This is a genomic window from Winogradskyella psychrotolerans, assembly GCF_018860545.1.
GTDB classification, from domain to species: domain Bacteria; phylum Bacteroidota; class Bacteroidia; order Flavobacteriales; family Flavobacteriaceae; genus Winogradskyella; species Winogradskyella psychrotolerans_A.
This window is the reverse complement of the sequence record NZ_JAHKPN010000050.1, coordinates 1-18,870: the sequence shown is the minus strand read 5'-3', so window position 1 is coordinate 18,870 and position 18,870 is coordinate 1. Positions and strand designations below refer to the sequence as shown.

Genomic DNA, 18,870 nt, shown 5'->3' with positions numbered 1-18,870 from the left:
CAAACTTAAGACGTGTATAGCTCATTGCGGCTGAATTCCTAATCGGAATTCATTGCAATTTGCAATCTTTAGGTTACGGCGGAAAATCATAGCTGATTTCCCGCAACGAGCCATACACAAAACCGTTGTAGTGCATTTGAGAAATATGAGTTTTTGGAATAAAATTTTAGGAAAAAAGGATAATAATCGAGCAAAAGAAACATCTGATTTTGATTCTGATGTTAAAAAGTCGATTGATATTATTGGCAGTGAAAAATCTCTTGAGAATGACGAACTTCTGACTTTACTTACTCGAAACGGAATTGAAGAAAACATCGGAATTGAAATCATTACTTTTCTGCCAATAGCATTTGTCAGAAAATGGTTGGCTGACGTAAATTGGCCAAAAACATATTTGGAACAATATTCTGATTCAAAAAGAATATCAAAACGATTTTCTGATAATCATCAATATTTGACAATGGAGAAAATTGTTGACCAATATTGGAATGACAAACCGAATAATGACGTGATAGTTAATATTGCAGGAAGAAGTGCAGAATTCAATGCGATTAACCAACTTCTGAATGATGGAGGAAAAATGGCAGATATAAAAATGACAGAAACAGTAGTAATCCGATAATAAAAACGCACTACAACACCGTATAAAAATAATTGCGGTTTAGTGCTTAATCAAAGGTCGTTGCGTGTTTGTAACGTCTGATTTTCCTTCGGAAAATCCTCGCATACAAACCCGCAACTATCCTTATACATAAACGTTGTGCTTCATGCAAAAAACCAACCTAGATGCATATTGAGAAAATAAAAATAAAAAACTTCAAATGTTTCAAAAATGAATTTGAGTTAACATTAAATAAAAATGTCAACATCATTGTTGGAGAAAATGAAGCAGGAAAATCAACAATTATAGAAGCTCTAAACCTTATACTTTCTGGATGGTTTAAGGGAAGATATATTCACAATGAACTGAATGAATATATATTCAACAAAGAAACGATAAAAGAATATATTGCAAGTATTCAAACCGAAACACCATTAGCACCACCTTCAATTAAAATTGAAGTTTTTTTATCGCCTGATGCACCTTCAATTTTCAAAGGAGATAAAAACTCAGAAAAATCAGATTCAATAGGATTATCATTCAACATTGAATTTGATGAGAAATATTTACCTGAATATCAGATTTTAGTTCAAACGGAAAGCATAAAGAGTTTACCAATTGAATATTATAATTTTTATTGGGAATCCTTCGCTAGAGATGAAAGAGTTACACCAAGACTCATACCAATTAAACCTGCATTAATAGACTCATCAAATGGCAGATTACAGAATGGTTCAGATATTTATATTAGCAGAATAATTAAAGACTTTTTAGACCAAAAAGAAATTGTAGATGTTTCACAAGCACACAGAAAAATGAAAGATATTTTCATGCAAGAGGATTCAATAATTAGCATTAATAAAAAAATTCAAACTGATTCAAATATTTCCAACAAGAAAGTTGAACTCTCAGTTGAACTTTCTTCAAAAAATTCTTGGGAAAACTCTTTGGTAACATATCTTGATGATATTCCATTTCATCATATTGGAAAAGGAGAACAATGTGTGATAAAAACCAAATTGGCTCTATCTCATAAAAAAACATTAGAATCCAATGTGCTCTTAATTGAGGAACCAGAAAATCATTTGTCACACACAAAATTAAATGAACTAATTCATGACCTCAAAAAAGGAGCAGAAAACAAACAAATTATTGTAACTACTCATAGTAGTTTTATTGCAAACAAATTAGGTTTAGACAGCCTTATCTTATTAAACGAGCAAAAAACCATAACTTTTAAAGACTTAGAAGATGAAACTTTTACTTACTTTAAAAGATTAGCTGGTTACGATACTCTTAGATTAATTCTAAGCAATAAGGCAATACTTGTTGAAGGCGATTCAGACGAATTAATTATTCAAAAGGCATATTTTCAAAAACATGGTAAACTACCAATTGAAGACGGAATAGATGTAATTTCGGTAGGCACTTCTTTTTTAAGGTTTTTACAAATAGCAGAAAAAATAAATAAGCCAGTTATCGTTATTACAGATACAGATTGGAGTCTTGAACAACTTGAAAACAAATACGAAGATTACATAGGCGAAAATACCAAGCCAAATATTATAATTTCCTATGATAGCGAAATAGATGAAGGAGATTTTGAAATATACGGTAAGCCATTTAACTACAATACATTAGAACCCAAATTACTTAAATCAAATTCTATTGAGTTATTCAATTTGGTTTTCGACAAGGATTATACTACCGATGACGAATTTCATAAATATATGAAACTAAACAAAACAGAATGTGCGTTAAAATTGTTTGATTCTAAAGAAATAATTTCATTTCCTAATTTTATTTCAGACGTTATTTAATTATGATTAACGAATTAATCATAGCGTCAGCAGGTTCAGGTAAAACAACAGCTCTAATTAAAAAAGCTTTGTCATTTCCTGAAAACTCAATTTTAATAACTACCTACACAGAATCAAACGCTCAAGAAATTAAGAATAAATTTTTTGAATTAATAGGCTGTATTCCTTCAAATATTCATGTTTCTACGTGGTTTTCATTTTTAATTAAGCAATGTATTAAACCATATCAAACTATTCTATTTGACCATAAAATAAAGGGACTTCTGCTTGTAAACGAGAAATCAGGAATTAGATATACAGACCAAAGAACTGGAAGGAAAATTCCATATGCAGAAACTGATAATTTTGATAAATTCTACTTTACAAAAAGCAAAAGGATTTATTCAGATAAAGTTGCAAAACTTGCAATTAGGGTTAACAAAGAAACAAAAGGGAAAATAATAAACCGTCTTACAGAAATTTACGACTATATACTAATTGATGAATGTCAAGATTTGGCAGGATATGATTTGGAATTACTAAAGACTTTCGGGCAATGCAGTTCAAATCTATCATTGGTTTGTGACCCAAGACAAGTTACCTATTTAACTCATAATTCTACGAAATATAAAAAATATAGAAATGGGTTATTAAAAGAGTTCATTACAACAGAATGCAGTAAATTAGGTTTCAAAATTGATGACACATCACTTTCTGATTCTTACAGATGCAATCAGCCAATATGCGACTTTGCGAATAGACTTTACCCTGAACTTAGTCAATGTGGTTCAAAACAAAATGAAACAACAGAACATGATGGCATTTATATAATTGATAAAGACAAAGTTGATGATTATTTAGAAAAATATAACCCTGTCCAATTAAGGTGGAACTCTTTAACAAAGAATACAAATCCCGAATACAGTATTACCAATTTCGGACAATCTAAAGGCTTAACTTTTGATAGGGTTTTAATCTATCCAACAAAAGGAATGCTTGGTTGGATAAAGGACAATACCATTTCAATCGGTAAGTTTAGTAATGAAGCACGAGCGAAATTTTATGTAGGAATAACTAGAGCGAAATATAGTGTTGGAATAGTCTGTGATAAAACAGATGGCTTTGTGAAAAATGGAACAATTGAATACGAATAAAGCACGAAAGCACAACACCGTATATAATTTATTGCTGGCTTCTCGCTTACTTACGAAAGTCCTCGCGGACTTTCTTGGTCGGTTTTTATTTACTAAATTAGTTGCTTAAACCACGCAACAAACCATATACAAACACGTTGGCAATAATGTCGGAAATGCGCAAAGGAATCATAATTTTAGCTTATTTAATTGCCTTACCAATATTTGGACAGAATATGGATTTACCCAAAGATTTGACGGAATTTTTAAATTCAAAATCGGAATTGAATTACGACCATAAAACTGTGGAACCTCTTTTTGTTGGAATTATTGACTTTGACAAATTGGAACTCGGAAAAGTATGGATTGAGGGAAATGTTAGCGGAAAATCTTACTACGAAATTCCTGCAATAAATCTGACTGACCAATGCGAACATTATGACCCTGAATACATCCTACTCTACTTGCCTAATGAAAAACTGTATGGAACTTGGGATTCTGACCATTGGAAACTTTATGTTTTCCCGAATATTAATTGGACTGACATCACAGAAAATCCAGCGGAATTTATAAACCAACAATGGAATCCGAAAAAAGAAATCGGAATAGAATTTGACCCAAAAGCTGATTATAAAATGAAAAACGGATGGCCATTTTGAGAGATATTAATAACTTGACTTTTGACCAATTATTTGACTTCGTTGAAGAAAGTCTCACTGCGACTGAAATCGATAAAAAGATTACTCAAAAAATCCTCGAAGCAGAAAGAGATTGGCGAACATCTTTCGACACTTTAGATGGTTTCATTTCCACTTTAGAAAAAGCAGTTGGCGGAAAAATAACTAAATCCAGTTTAAAAAAGCTTGCAAGACATTACGAACAAAATGTTTCTCAAAATGCTTGGGAATTAGAAAGTATAAGTTATTTAATTGAACTCTTTGAATTAACCAAAGAAAAGGAATTGAGAAATATAGTTACTGAACTGAACAAAAAAATAAAATAAAACACTATTGCCAACACCGTGTATAATTAATTGCTTGGTTCTAGCCTACTTGCGAATATTCCTGCGGAATATTCACGGGTTCGTAAATGTTTGCTAACTTAGTCGCTTAACCACGCAACTAACCATACACAACAACGTTGGCAACAAGCCAAAAAAAACAAACATATTGAGAAAAAGAAAAAGAACATTACTCATTTATATTTTATTGCTCCATCAAATAGTAATATCTCAGAATGACAAATCATATCCCGATTATAAACATAAAAATCATTTTATTGAAAATAAAGGTCAAATTGTTGATCAAAATGGAAAACCTAATGATAATGCCTTATACTTATTAAATACCTCAGGTTTAAATGTACAATTAAGAGAAAATGGTTTTTCCTATGACATATATGAAATAAAGCAAAAAGAAAATTGTAAAGAAGACTCTACTGCACTAACAAAAAGAAAAAGAAATGTTAAGCAAAAAAGTTGTTCAGACTATGTATTTCATAGAATAGATTTTACATTTATAAATAGTAATCCTAATGCAAAAATAGAATTAACGCACCCTTCAAAGGCATACTATAATTATTATAATATTCCGCATGAAAAAGATGGAGTGATTCAAATAAAACAATACAAACATTTAACATATAAAAACATATATCCCAATATTGATGTTGAATTTTTTGTCCCAGAATCAAATACGAAACCTGTAGAATATAATTTCATACTGCATGAAGGAGCTAAGATTTCTGATATCAAAATGAAATTAGACGGAGCAAATACAAAAGAAGTATCTGGTAATATTGAAATAGATTTAATTCATGGAAAATTAAGAGAAGTTATCCCAAAAAGCTGGGTACAGAACAAAACATCAAAGCTTGAAAAGAAATTAAGTTTTATTGAATTTGAGAATAATGTTTATGGTCTTTCCGGAGAAAACATAAAGATTAAAAGAAATGAAAAATTAATTATTGATCCAACTCCTGTTAGACTTTGGGGAACTTATTTTGGAGGTAGTGAAGATGAAAATAACTTTAATGGAATTGTAAAAACATTTGAAAACAATATTTATATAGCTGGTTATACAAGTAGTCCTTCTAATATTGCAACCGCAGGAGCTTACCAAACAATATTACAAAGTTACGAAGAGGACGGTTTTATAGCAAAATTTAATGAAAGTGGAGACCTGATTTGGGCAACCTATCTAGGTGGAGAGCGAAGAGATTTTGTCAGAGATTTAGATATTGATAATAATGAGGACATATATTGTGTAGGACACACACAAAGCACATCTAATATTGCTTCAGCAGGTGCTTTTCAAGAAATATATAATGATTGGTATGATGGGTTTATAATGAAATTTGACTCTGATGGAATAAGATATTGGAGTACATATTATGGAGGAGATTGGATTGAAAATATAAGCAGTGTCAAAGTCGATAACACTAATCAATATGTATATTTTGCTGGCTCAACGTCCAGTAATAATGGCATATCGACTTCTGGCTCATTCAAGGAAATTGGCAATGTAAATCAAAATACCAACAAGGATGCCTTCTTAGTAAAATTCACATCTGATGGCGATAGAGTTTGGGGAACATATTATGGTGGAACTGGACACGATTCTTTTAGCAGCATAGATATAGACTCTAATGGAGATGTTGTTTGCTCAGGAACAACTAGTAGTTTTGAAGGTATATCGACACCTGGCGCTTATCAAGAAGAGCATAATTATAATACATTGCTCTGGAATGATTCTTTCATTGTGAAGTTTAATTCTGATGGTCAAAGATTATTTGGAACATTTTATGGTGGAACTGACTACGATTTTAACGATAGTGTTAAAGTTGATAGTAATAATAATATTCTGATCTCTGGATACACGAGAAGTAATAATGGATTAACTATGGTTAATTCACACCAACCTAGTTTTGCTGGTGGTTATGATTCCTATTTGGCAATGTTTGATAGCACTGGAAATTTATTATGGAATACCTATTATGGCGGTGATGGCTTAGATGGACACTGGGGAATGAATGAAATTACTTTTGACAGCTCGGATGATATATATCTATTTACAAGCGGAAATAGTAATTCAGATATTTCTACACCAGATGCATTTCAAGAGAATAATGCTGGAGGATATGATTTATACATTGTAAAGTTTAGCAATATTGGTGAGAGAATATGGGGAACCTATTATGGAGGAAGTGGATCAGACTATTCAGGAATGATTACAGAAAACAACGGAGACATTTATATCACTGGTTTTACATTTAGTTCAAATGGTATAGCTACACCTGGTGCATATCATGAGACTAATCAAGGTGGTATGGATACTTTTTTAGTTAAATTTAAAGACTGCTTTTCTTCAATTAGTGCCTCTGCAACAGAATCTGTATGTATAGGTGATGATATTCAATTACAAGCTTCTGGAGGAATTTCTTATTCTTGGTCTGGACCAAATGGTTTTATCAGTAACGATCAAAACCCAGTTATTAATAATGCAGATCTTAGCCACGAAGGGGAATATACGGTCTTTATAGAATCAGCTGTTGGATGCGATGACACAAGAGCATTCAATATTTCTGTGTCCCAAACACCAATTGCAAATAGTCCTTTTAATATTATTGCATGTGAAAATATTTTAAACTCAGGAATTTCAAACTCATTAGATACTTCAATGGTTGAAAACCAAATCCTAAATGGACAATCTGGAGTAGTTATTTCCTACTTTGACAGTAATGGAAATGAGTTAACCAGTCCACTACCAAATCCTATGAGCAACACCGTTCCAAATAGCGAAACAATAGCAATAAGAATTGCTGATGAAAATAATTTGGGTTGTTATGTGGAATCAGAGATTTATTTAATCGTTAATACATTGCCATTAATACAAGAAATAGATGATTTAATTGTTTGTGACGATAACAATGATGGGTATCATAATTTTGATACCAGCGGAATTGAAACGACTTTAATTGGAGGGCAAAATAATGTATCTCTTACCTTTTTTGATGGAAGTGGTAATAGTTTACCAAATCCACTGCCAAATCCATTGTCCAATTCAGTTCAAAATATTGAAACTATAACTGCTAGGATTATAAATATTGACACTAATTGTTATTCTGAAACTACATTTGATTTAGTTGTAAACCCCAATCCAATAGCACACTCAATAGATCCATTATTAGGTTGTGACGACAATAGTGATGGCATTTCAGAATATTTTGATACTTCTAATGTTGAAAATCATGTTCTTAATGAGCAAACAGGAATGACAGTAAGTTATTTTGACGAGATTGGTAATGAATTACCAAACCCATTACCAAACCCATACACAAACTCAAATACATTCAATGAATTAATAACTGTAAGGGTTACTGATAGTAATTCAACCTGCTATGCAGAAACTACTTTGCAATTGCAAACTGTGACACAGCCAAGCATAAATCAACCTAATAATTTGTATGCATGTGACCAAGGTAATGGTTATGCCGAATTTGATACATCACCTATAGAACAAGAACTTATTGGAAATCAAACAGGATTAACAATACAGTATTTCGATTCCGATAATAATCCCCTTCCAAGCCCTTTGCCTGTTTTATTTCAAAACGCAGAACCTTTCTCGGAAACTATAAGTATAAGAGTTGAAGATGTCTCAAACCCTATTTGTTTTTCAGAAACATATATTGATTTAATTGTAAACGAGTTACCTATAATTAATTTAGAGGATGAATATTTCATTTGTAATTTAGAACCATCTATTTTATTAAACGTAAATGCTGGATATAATTCATATAATTGGTTCTTTGAAGATGGAACTCTAATTTCAAGTACAAATAGTGGAGAAATAACAGAAGAAGGTAATTATACCCTAACCGTTGCGCAAATTGAGAATGGTATAACTTGCGAAAATTCTTTTGACTTTACTCTTATTCGTTCAATTTTACCTGAAATACAACAAATAAACTTTGGAGAGTTAGGCAATAATTACATTGAAATAATTGCATCTGGTGACGGAGATTTTGAATATTCAATTGACGGTGTAAATTATCAAGACAATAATTATTTCTCAAATATTCAAGGAGGAATATATACAGTATTTGTGAGAGATAAAGATGGTTGTGAACAAGATTCGGAAGAAGTTACAATAATTGATTACCCAAAGTTCTTTACACCAAATGATGATAGATATAACGATTTTTGGCAGATTAAAGGTATAGTCAATTTTCCTAATTCAGAGACCTTAATTTTTGACAGGTACGGAAAACTATTAGCTAGAATAACATCAAATGATTTAGGTTGGAACGGACTTTATAATGGTAAACAAATGATGTCAAATGATTATTGGTTTAGAACAGACCTAGGCAATGGTCGAACTTTTTCTGGGCATTTCTCATTGAAAAGATAAAAGCCAGTTGCCAACAATGTATAAAAATAGTAGCGGTTGAATAGCTAAAACGAAGTGAAATAATAATAAAAAGGTAAGTGTTTAACCGAAAAGTAAGTTTGTGAAAATCCGCTACTATTCTTATACGAGACCGTTAGCCTTCATATAAAACCGAACTGAAAAATGATAAAGAAATTTACTGAAATAAAGAACTTTGGTGTTTTTCAAAATTTTGATTGGAATAATATAGTCAAGAGAAATGGGACTTCAATACCTTTTAAAAAACTGAATATTTTATATGGTAGAAATTATGCTGGAAAAACTACTCTATCTCGACTATTAGGTTGTTTGCAAAATGAAAAATTACCTAATAAAAATGAAAATGCAGAATTTAAAATTGAATTTTATGATGATTCAATTGTAACTCACAATAATATTTCACTAAATAATGAATTAATCAGGGTTTATAATAAAGATTTTGTTACGGATAATTTAAAATGGTTAACTGATGAAGAAGGAGAGATTAAACCTTTTGCTATTATTGGAGATAAAAATGTAGAGATTGAAAATAAAATAACTGAAAAAACAGAAATAATAGGAAGTGTTGAAACTGAAAAAGGATTAAAACATACATTAGTTTCTAAAAAAGCTGAATTCAGTGCAAAATCTCAACAAAGAAAAGATGCTGAAAATTTCATTAAAGACAAATTACGTTGGAAAGCAAATCAAAAAATAAAAACAAATCCGATATACAAGAACGTAAACTACAATATTAACAATATTGAAAATGATATTAAAACCGTTCTTAAAACTTCTTTTTCTACATTAGACAGTAATGAAATTGATAGTAATAAAAAAATATTAAAGGAAAATCCAAAAAACAAAATTGATGAACTATCAATTATCAGTCTTGACTTAAATAATTTATATCAAAAAGTAATAGATATATTATCAATCGAAATTAAACCTACAAAACCAATTCAAGATTTAATAAACAACGCTTTACTTGAAGACTGGGTAAGAAAAGGGCGTGAATTACATAAGGTTGGACGTGAAAATTGTGCTTTTTGCGGGAACATTCTACCTGAAAACTTACAAAAAAAATTAGACGAACATTTTAATTTACAATCAGAAGAGTTAAGGCTAAAATTAAAAAATATTTTAGTGCTTACTGAAGAGTTTGAAAGTAGTTTTAATGCAAATATTGACAGTTATTTGGATATAAAATCTGATAGTATATATTCAGTATTTCACAGTAACTTATCTGAACAAAAAGAAATAATTAAAAATAATAAAAAAGAAATTTTAAAAACCACAAAAGAATTAAAACAAAAATTAATTAAAAGAGAAAAAGAAATCTTTAATTCAATCATTTTACCAAAAAATTACAATACTGATTTACAAAACATTATTAATTGCCAAAAATCTATAAATAAACTAATTAGGAATAGTAATGCAAAAACAGCAACACTAAGTGATGACCAATCAAGTGCAATAAATAAACTACGTTTAACAGAGATTTATAATTTTATTGAAACCATAAATTACAAAGAAAAGAAAATTGAAATCTCAGCACTCAAAATTGAAGAAGAAAAGAAAAAAACAGATTATTTAAAATTAAAAGAACAGATTGAAGAAATTGAAGAAGAAATAAAGGTTTTAAACAACTCATTAAATGATGAAAAAAAAGGTGCAGAAAAAATAAATGATTATTTAAATCATTTCTTCGGTAATAAACATTTAGAATTAATAGCTGAACAAAATGGAGAAACTTCTTATAAATTTGTTATTAAAAGAGATAATAAATCAGCTTATAATCTTAGTGAAGGTGAAAGAAGTTTAATAGCATTTTGCTATTTTTTAGCAAAACTCAAAGATGCGGATACACAAAGTAAAAAACCAATAATTTGGATTGACGATCCAATTTCTAGTTTAGATAACAATCATATTTTTTTCATATATAGTCTTATTGAGAGTTTAATTGCAACACCAGCTACCAATTCTGCTGGAGATAAAATCTATATTTACGAACAATTATTTATTTCTACTCATAATTTAGATTTTCTTAAATATTTAAAAAGACTTTCAAAGCCCAATAATAACTCAGAATATTTTATCATTGAAAGAAAAGGTAATGAAATCAGTGAGCTTTCACCAATGCCTAAATACTTAAAAAACTACATAACTGAATTTAATTATTTGTTTCATCAAATTTATAAAGCTGGTATGAGTCAAAATATTGAAAATCATGATTTATATTATAATTTCGGAAATAATTTAAGAAAATTTCTTGAAGCATACTTATTCTATAAATATCCGAACTTATCTAAAGAAAGAGTAAAAATGACCCAATTTTTTGGAAATGATAATACAGCAATTGAAGTTGCAAACCGATTAAATAACGAACTTTCACATTTAGAAAGCATTTTTGACAGAAGTATGAGACCAATTGAAGTTCCAGAAATCCCAAAATTGGCAAGATATGTTTTGAACAGAATAAAAGAAAAAGATATTGAACAATTTGAAGCTTTATTAAAAAGTATAGATATATCATTAGAAAATTATGAGTTAGATATAGCTGAAATAGAAAGATAGAAAGATAAAAAAATACGAAAGGCTAACACCGTATATAATTTATTGCTGGCTTCTCGCCTACTTACGAAAGTCCTCTCGGACTTTCTTGGTCAGTAATTATTTACTAAATTAGTTGCTTAAACCACGCAACAAACCATATACAAACACGTAAGCAATTTAGAATTCAATGGCTGTACTCAATAAATTTTATAAAGAAATTATTAATTGAAAAAAATATTATCCATAGTAATGATTGTCTTATTAATACTCCCTTCTCTTAATAAGATTGGAGTACTTATCGACTTTAAAATCAATCAAGATTTTATTGCTAAAATACTATGTATTAATAAAGAAAAACCAGAGTTAACTTGTAATGGAAAATGTTACTTAACTAAACAACTCAAAAAAGCAGAAAAACAAGATCAAAAACAAGCGCCTAATTCTAAAAAAGACAGAATCGAAATCGTATACTATTGTTATAAAAACACATTTAACAACTTAACGTATAAATTTTCATATACACCTAAAATAAATACACCTTACGATAATAACCACTACACATCTGTGTATTTATCTCGTATTTTTCGTCCTCCAAAATTTGATTTAATTTAAAAAATTTCTAAAAACCTAGTGTTCATAAATATTAGGTTATTGATAAAGTATGCGCTTTTGTTAAGTGTATGTATTTAAAAATTAAATCAAAAAATAAAGTGAAAATAAAACACATTATAACGGCAATGTTATGTCTTGTTGTAACAAGCAATTTTGCCCAAAATATAGAAGGAATCATCCTATCAACAAAAGGGAATCCTGTACCTTTTGCAAACATTATGATATTAAATAGTTCACAGGGTACAGCCACAGATTTAGATGGTAGATTTGCATTAAAATTAAATTCTGGAACATATCAAATTCAATTTAGTGCTATCGGATTTGCACCTAAGATTAAAAATATAGTCGTTACAAATGATAAGTTAAGTTTAAATGTAACTTTAGTAGATCAAACAGAATCTCTGGGCGAAGTTTTGGTAACCTCAAATAAAATAGAGACAGATCTTCAAAAAACACCTTTGGCCGCAACTGCTTTAAATGCAAAACAATTAAAGGAATATCGTGTTTGGTCTATAAGTGATTTAACAGCTTTAGCCCCGAGTGCTTTTACCATAGAACATGGAAATAGTACAGGTTCTAATTTTCTTAATTTTCGTGGCGCTATGGGGTTTACTAACGAGCAATCTGTAGCCACTTATGTAGATGGTGTCTATCAATTTGACTTTTATTCTGCGCCATTAAACTTCAATAACATTGAACGAGTAGAAATATTGAGAGGGCCACAAGGAACACTTTATGGTAGAAATGCTTTTGCCGGAGTACTTAATGTGATAACTAAAAAACCAACCAATAAAACAACTGGATTTGTAGAAGTAGATCTTGGTAATTACGAACAGCAACGCTATAGTTTAGGTTTTAATACACCATTAATTCAAGATAAGCTTTTTGTAAATGCAGGACTTCAATTAAATAAACGAGGAGCTGTATATGAAAACCCAACCTTAAACACCAAGGATTTTGATGGTAAAGAAGCGTATAGCGGAAATCTTAATCTGAAATATATTGTTTCTGACAAGTGGACGTTAGATTTTACTTCGAGATACGAAAACAACACAGATAAAGGTGCGTATCCATGGGTTACAACAGATAGTATTGCCTTAAATGAACCATACAAAGCTTTTGGCAACTATGACAATACGGAAAAAAGAACGAATTTTAACGCATCTATATCGGCTAAGTATTATGGCGAAAAATTCAACTTTACATCTATTACAGCATTTTTAGATTATGAAAATTGGTTTGATGATAAATATGATTTCGATTTTACGGCCTCCAAGCTAATTAGTGGAGACACTTGGAACAAACAAAATCAAATCACACAAGAATTTCGTTTTACTTCTCCTGCAAACGAAAGTAAATTAAATTGGACTGTAGGATCTTATTTATTTCTAGATAAAGCAAAAAGTAACTACACCACTTATTACGAAGAGGACTTTGCGTTATTTGACCCCACAGCACCTTATTCTACCATTACCAATGGCGTAAAGAATAATGTAGGAATCGCCTTTTTTGGTCAAGGTAACTATGCTATAACTCCAAAGCTAGATGTAACTGTAGGTGCTCGTTATGATATTGAACATCGTAAACTCACTCAAAATTCCAGCTACGAAAAAGATGATGTCGTAACTATTTTGTCTACAGATAGCTCAGACGATAAGACCTTTTATGCATTCACTCCAAAATTCATTTTAAATTATCAATTAACAGATAATTCCATTTTATATGGATCTTATGCTAAAGGTTTTAGAATAGGTGGCTTTAATTTTGGTAATGATACTAATCCAACGTATGACCCTGAACGTTCAGATAATTATGATATCGGAATTAAAAACAATTTGTGGAGTAACAAATTAAAAGTGAATTTAACTGCTTTCTATTTTCAACAAAAAGACCAACAATTAACAACTACAACAGATGGTGCTGTTTATGCAACTCAAAATATTGGTGATATGGATAATTATGGTTTAGAGTTAGAAGTTTCTATACTTCCTATAAAAAATTTACAAATAGATTGGACAGCGAGTACATCACATAGTGAATATAAAAAATTAGAACTTTTTGATGCAAACTCTTTTACAACAATAGACTACAAAGGCAATCAAGCCATTTACACACCTAAATATCAATCTATGGTTGCCGCGCAATATAGTGTCCCTTTTCCAAAATCAAAACATAATATAAGCGCTTTTGTGAGGGGTGAATTTAAATATATTGGAGAATATCAATTAGATTTTGAAAACAGTAATAGTCAAGACGCATACAGTCTGATTAACACAAGATTTGGAATTTCTAGCAACCATCTAGATCTTGCTTTTTGGGTACGTAATCTTACCGATGAAAGGTATCTATCTTGGGGTTATGGATCTTATATGCTTGGTAGCCCTAGAATGTGGGGTGTAACGCTAACTGCTAAATTATAAAAAAATATGAAAAAACTTATAGCCGCATATACATGTATTATTTTAATGATGTCTTGCAACAGTAAAAAAGAGTCTCCTGAAGTAATTACAGTTAATGACTCCAATGATAAAACATCGTTATTTCCAGGGCCTAACCCAGACGTTAAAACCGTTGGTATTTTATTATACGATGGCTTTTCAAATCTAGATGCCATTGGTCCTTATTCTGTATTTAAATCTTTTATGGGAACTGACGTTTTTTTTGTAGGTCTACACGATGGACTTGTTGAAGATGTGACAGGGATGAAAGTACAAGTAGACACAACAATTACTGATGTAAAACAATTAGATGTGTTAATAATACCTGGAGGTTTTAGGGAAACTTACGAACTCACCGAAGATGAAACATTATTAAATTGGATTCGTGACATTGATAGTACCTCTAAATATACAGCTAGTGTATGCACAGGTGCTTGGATTTTAGGAGCTACAGGTTTACTAGAAGGAAAAGAAGCAACCACACATTGGTATGGTAAAAAAATCCTGGAAGAAAACTACGGTGCTAAAATAAAAGATACCAGATACGTAAATAGTGGAAAATATTGGACTAGCGCAGGTATAACTGCAGGTATGGATATGAGCTTGGCAATGTTAAGAGAGATTGCTGGAGACAATTACACTAAAATGGTTATGCTAGATTTAGAATACGATCCGAAACCACCAATAAAAGGCGGAAGTGAAAACAATACAGATAAAAATATTGTAGAAGCCCTAAGATCTATGTACGACAGTGGAATGGAATCTGTATTAAACCCAGAAAAAGCAGTCTCAAATATTAAGGTCGATAATACCAAAGATCCTGTTTGTGGCATGTCTATAACAACACATATTAGCGATACTTTACATTACAACAATAAGGTTTACGGTTTTTGCGCTAGTGCCTGCAAAAACATGTTTAAGAAAAAGCCTACAGCATATCTAAATTCTAAATAATCAATCTATTTATTACATCTTTCTTAATTATCATTTATTAAGACATTAAATTTTAAAATAAGATTAGTAATTGAAAACAAACCGTTTGTAAAAAAACTGCTTACAACAATATATAAAATCAATAGCGGTTCGGCTGCAAACTCGAACCGCTATTGTATTTAATTAATTATATTGTCATCTGAAAAGCAGTTGCGTTTTAATCCGCTACTGCTCTTATACTAAACGCTGTGTGCAATTTGGGAATTTGGTCATTATACCAATTTTTGGTATATTTGATATAAATTATTACTCAAATGAACAAAAACACATCTATATCACTCGGAAATTATTTTGACCAATTCGTGCAAAATAGCATAAGCGAAGGAAGGTTTAAGAACGTTAGCGAAGTTATTCGTGCTGGATTAAGACTTTTAGAAGAAGAAGAAAGTAAAGTAATTGCATTAAAAAAAGCTATTCAAGAAGGAATTGATAGCGGAATAGCTCACGACTTTGATCCAAAAAAGCATCTTGAATCTCTAAAAGCGAAAAAGCACTCGAATGGCTGAATATAAATTGACCAATAAAGCTGTTGAGGATTTATCAAAGATTTGGGATTATACATTTGAGGTTTGGTCGGAAAAACAAGCAGATAAATATTACGCTGAACTAATTTCTAATTGTCAAGAAATTGCAGAAAACCCAGGCATAGGGAAATTCTACGATGGTATATCAAAGCAACTTCTCGGAATTAATGCAAATCGTCATATAATATTCTACAGAACTTTAGACGAAAATTATGTTGAAATAACGAGAATATTGCACGAAAGAATGGATTTAAAGAAACGAATTGCTGAATAAAAACTGCACACAACACCGTGTATAATTAATTGCTTTATTATTCTCTACTTGCGAATATTCCGCAGGAATATTCACGGGTTCGTAAATGTTTGCTAACTTAGTTGCTAAACCACGCAACACCCGAGCGCAGCGAACTGAAGAAGTAAACCATATACAAAACCGTTGTGCATAATTAAAAAATGACAGTTTTCAAAAGAATCTTTAAGATTGGAATTATAATTTTGGGAATATTTTTATTCTTCAAATTGTTGGGGATTTTATTCTTTAAAACAAATGAAAATAAACCAATTGAATTAATTGATTTCAAACCGACTGAAAGTCTTCAAGTTCAAACTTCAAAACCCGTTTTTTACTATTCAGAAAGAGAATTGTTTTTCTCAAAAAATGGAGATTTAAATTTGGAAAAACCTATTTTCAAAGGTGCTGTAGGAGAACGATTTTATGACAACAATGTTTTTGTTTCACCAAACTCAAATTTTATAGCCTTTAAAAGTGAAAATCAAATTATAATTATTGACAATAATGGAAAAGAAATAAAAAGCATACATCCAATTCAAAATCATATTTTAGACAATGAAAATGCTTTTTGGGAATCTGAATTTCAATGGAGTAAAAATTCAGAAAACTTATTTCTTATGAAACATAATGAACTAAAAGAAGCAACGCTTTATTCTTTATCGGTAAACACAAAAGAACTAGTCCAAATGTGTAACCTGAAAGAGCAAGCAGTACATTTTTATATAAGTCCGAATCAAAAACAATTGTTTTATTCAACTTATGACAATAAAGGGGATAGATTATTTAAGAAATATGATTTAGTTAATGAAAAAGTTACTGATACAATTAATAGGACAAAAGATTGGAAATTAATAACTCAAGACTCAATTTTTATTAATTTCAAAGCAAACATTAAAAGCAAGGAATTGAACAAATATATTGGTCAAAGTAAAAATGATACTCTTTGCAATATATATTTAACCGAAAACGGCTCAGAAAAACTAATCTTCATGGTAAAATGCGGATTTGATGCGTTCAAAGGCAGAAAATTAGGGGCTTTAGAACATAACAAGAATATTTTTTTACCAAACGACAGATATTTTTTAACAGAATTATATTCTAAAAATAAGAATGGAACTATCATAATTGACACCAAAACATTGGAATACAAATTTTATAAAAAAGAAGTTAAAGCTTACTTTTCAAATACAAGAACAAACTTTGATAAAGTACTATTTACTTGGGGAGAATTTATTGCTGACTAAAAATAACTATGCCCAACACCGTATAAAATTAATTGCTGGTTTTAGCTTATTTACGAAAGTTCTCGCAGACTTTAAATCTGTGTTTTATTTACTAACTTTAGTGCTTAAAACACGCAACTAATCTTATCCAATAACATTACCCAACATTTGAAAAGAACTGCAATCATAACAATAATTACGCTGATTTTAAGTTGTCAAAAAACGAAAACAGAAATCTATTTTTATCCTTCTAAAGAAATTTATAAGAATTCTCAACTTGAAAAAATTGACTTAGATTCTACTTTGCTAGATTTTAAGTATTTCACAGACAATTCTGGAGACTTTCCATATACTGAAAAAAGAATATCTGTTGAGTTTATAGATGAGAAAGGAATCAAAAAGTGCGTTATACCAGCAAAATATGACAGTGCACTTTATAAACAAAAAAATGTTTTAGTAATAAAATCTGATTCTATTATGGTTGATAACACATACTCAATCATCAAATTAAAACAAATATTGAAAAGGCATTTTACTAATAACGGAAATGATATTGAATACTCTGATTCACCTGATAAAGCAATAGTTGAATTAAATCTAAAGTCAGATACAAATGGAAAAGAACTTAAAAGAGTATTGAATAATTTGACCAATATTTTTGATGAAATTAATAACGAAACAAAAGATTCTCTAGAATTAAAACTGTTTTTTGACTATGACGGCAGTTATTATTGAAAATAAAAAAACTTTGGTAATACCGTCCATAATTAATTGATTGGTCACTGCCGACTTACGAACATTCCTTCGGAATATTGCTTCGCCAGTTCGCTACGCTCGGGTCTATCTGTGATTTATTTGCTAACTTTAGTGCTTAANNTTGTAGTGCATTTGAGAAAAACGATATGCTCAAAATAATCCGAATAACATTTTACATAGTTTTGTTCCTTTTTTTATTGGACATTTTCGACTTGTTTCAAACCAAAATCGGATTTTTAAAAGCAATTATTTATTACGGAATTTTGATTTTACCAATTCCTTTGCTCATAATGGAATTTAAAGCTAATCGAAATTTGTCTGAACCGATTTTAAGAAAGGTAATCCCTATTTTTACAATTATTGGACTGATTTACCTAAATCCTTTAAAAATTCTATTCAATATTGCGACTTGGAAAACACAAACTGTTGAACTGATTAATGAAAATAAGGGAAATCATAAAGTTGAATTTCAAATGAAAGATATTGGAGCTTTAGGATATTCGAAACGAAATGCTGAAGTATATTATATGACCAA

General features: G+C 30.2%; 15 protein-coding genes. All 15 read left to right on the top strand.

The window, feature by feature from the left end; genetic code table 11:
- The first annotated feature begins 52 nt into the window (after positions 1 to 52).
- Complete coding sequence (locus tag KO515_RS16040; protein WP_215937352.1) at positions 53 to 622, top strand: hypothetical protein; 570 nt, start codon at positions 53 to 55, stop codon at positions 620 to 622.
- Positions 623 to 786: 164 nt separating this feature from the next.
- The gene (locus KO515_RS16035) at positions 787 to 2,421 is read left to right on the top strand and encodes an ATP-dependent nuclease (RefSeq protein WP_252723891.1); all 1,635 of its coding nucleotides are present in this window, start codon (positions 787 to 789) and stop codon (positions 2,419 to 2,421) included.
- 2 nt (positions 2,422 to 2,423) lie between these two features.
- Positions 2,424 to 3,554: a UvrD-helicase domain-containing protein gene (locus tag KO515_RS16030; protein WP_215937351.1), complete on the top strand. Its 1,131-nt coding sequence runs from the start codon at positions 2,424 to 2,426 to the stop codon at positions 3,552 to 3,554.
- Between the two features lie 155 nt (positions 3,555 to 3,709).
- The gene (locus tag KO515_RS16025) at positions 3,710 to 4,192 is read left to right on the top strand and encodes a hypothetical protein (RefSeq protein WP_215937350.1); all 483 of its coding nucleotides are present in this window, start codon (positions 3,710 to 3,712) and stop codon (positions 4,190 to 4,192) included.
- A complete protein-coding gene (locus tag KO515_RS16020; RefSeq protein ID WP_215937349.1) occupies positions 4,180 to 4,536 on the top strand; it encodes a hypothetical protein in 357 nt (118 codons plus the stop codon). The genes KO515_RS16025 and KO515_RS16020 overlap by 13 nt, the downstream gene beginning before the upstream one ends.
- A 166-nt stretch (positions 4,537 to 4,702) precedes the next feature.
- The gene (locus tag KO515_RS16015; RefSeq protein WP_215937348.1) at positions 4,703 to 8,944 is read left to right on the top strand and encodes a T9SS type B sorting domain-containing protein; all 4,242 of its coding nucleotides are present in this window, start codon (positions 4,703 to 4,705) and stop codon (positions 8,942 to 8,944) included.
- Positions 8,945 to 9,106: 162 nt separating this feature from the next.
- On the top strand, positions 9,107 to 11,518 hold the full coding sequence (locus tag KO515_RS16010) for an AAA family ATPase (RefSeq protein WP_215937347.1): 2,412 nt from the start codon (positions 9,107 to 9,109) through the stop codon (positions 11,516 to 11,518).
- A gap of 204 nt (positions 11,519 to 11,722) precedes the next feature.
- A complete protein-coding gene (locus tag KO515_RS16005; protein WP_215937346.1) occupies positions 11,723 to 12,109 on the top strand; it encodes a hypothetical protein in 387 nt (128 codons plus the stop codon).
- A gap of 98 nt (positions 12,110 to 12,207) precedes the next feature.
- Positions 12,208 to 14,529 (top strand): TonB-dependent receptor, encoded by a 2,322-nt coding sequence (locus KO515_RS16000; RefSeq protein WP_215937345.1) that lies wholly within the window; start codon positions 12,208 to 12,210, stop codon positions 14,527 to 14,529.
- Between the two features lie 6 nt (positions 14,530 to 14,535).
- On the top strand, positions 14,536 to 15,501 hold the full coding sequence (locus KO515_RS15995) for a DJ-1/PfpI family protein (protein WP_215937344.1): 966 nt from the start codon (positions 14,536 to 14,538) through the stop codon (positions 15,499 to 15,501).
- 293 nt (positions 15,502 to 15,794) lie between these two features.
- Complete coding sequence (locus KO515_RS15990) at positions 15,795 to 16,046, top strand: type II toxin-antitoxin system ParD family antitoxin (protein ID WP_215937343.1); 252 nt, start codon at positions 15,795 to 15,797, stop codon at positions 16,044 to 16,046.
- Positions 16,039 to 16,338: a type II toxin-antitoxin system RelE/ParE family toxin gene (locus KO515_RS15985; protein WP_215937342.1), complete on the top strand. Its 300-nt coding sequence runs from the start codon at positions 16,039 to 16,041 to the stop codon at positions 16,336 to 16,338. The genes KO515_RS15990 and KO515_RS15985 overlap by 8 nt, the downstream gene beginning before the upstream one ends.
- 179 nt (positions 16,339 to 16,517) lie before the next feature.
- The gene (locus tag KO515_RS15980) at positions 16,518 to 17,600 is read left to right on the top strand and encodes a hypothetical protein (protein WP_215937341.1); all 1,083 of its coding nucleotides are present in this window, start codon (positions 16,518 to 16,520) and stop codon (positions 17,598 to 17,600) included.
- A gap of 147 nt (positions 17,601 to 17,747) precedes the next feature.
- Positions 17,748 to 18,314, top strand: a complete 567-nt coding sequence (locus KO515_RS15975; RefSeq protein WP_215937340.1) for a hypothetical protein — start codon at positions 17,748 to 17,750, stop codon at positions 18,312 to 18,314.
- Between the two features lie 233 nt (positions 18,315 to 18,547).
- A partial coding sequence (locus KO515_RS15970) for a hypothetical protein (protein ID WP_215937339.1) occupies positions 18,548 to 18,870 on the top strand: 323 nt, incomplete at its 3' end.

What these genes read in the sequence shown, in the direction of transcription:
- KO515_RS15980 (WP_215937341.1), top strand. Translation starts at nt 16,518, where the DNA reads ATGACAGTTTTCAAAAGAATCTTTAAGATTGGAATTATAATTTTGGGA.
- KO515_RS15995 (WP_215937344.1), top strand. Translation starts at nt 14,536, where the DNA reads ATGAAAAAACTTATAGCCGCATATACATGTATTATTTTAATGATGTCT.
- KO515_RS16030 (WP_215937351.1), top strand. Translation starts at nt 2,424, where the DNA reads ATGATTAACGAATTAATCATAGCGTCAGCAGGTTCAGGTAAAACAACA.
- KO515_RS15990 (WP_215937343.1), top strand. Translation starts at nt 15,795, where the DNA reads ATGAACAAAAACACATCTATATCACTCGGAAATTATTTTGACCAATTC.
- KO515_RS16025 (WP_215937350.1), top strand. Translation starts at nt 3,710, where the DNA reads ATGCGCAAAGGAATCATAATTTTAGCTTATTTAATTGCCTTACCAATA.
- KO515_RS15985 (WP_215937342.1), top strand. Translation starts at nt 16,039, where the DNA reads ATGGCTGAATATAAATTGACCAATAAAGCTGTTGAGGATTTATCAAAG.
- KO515_RS16035 (WP_252723891.1), top strand. Translation starts at nt 787, where the DNA reads ATGCATATTGAGAAAATAAAAATAAAAAACTTCAAATGTTTCAAAAAT.
- KO515_RS16010 (WP_215937347.1), top strand. Translation starts at nt 9,107, where the DNA reads ATGATAAAGAAATTTACTGAAATAAAGAACTTTGGTGTTTTTCAAAAT.
- KO515_RS16020 (WP_215937349.1), top strand. Translation starts at nt 4,180, where the DNA reads ATGGCCATTTTGAGAGATATTAATAACTTGACTTTTGACCAATTATTT.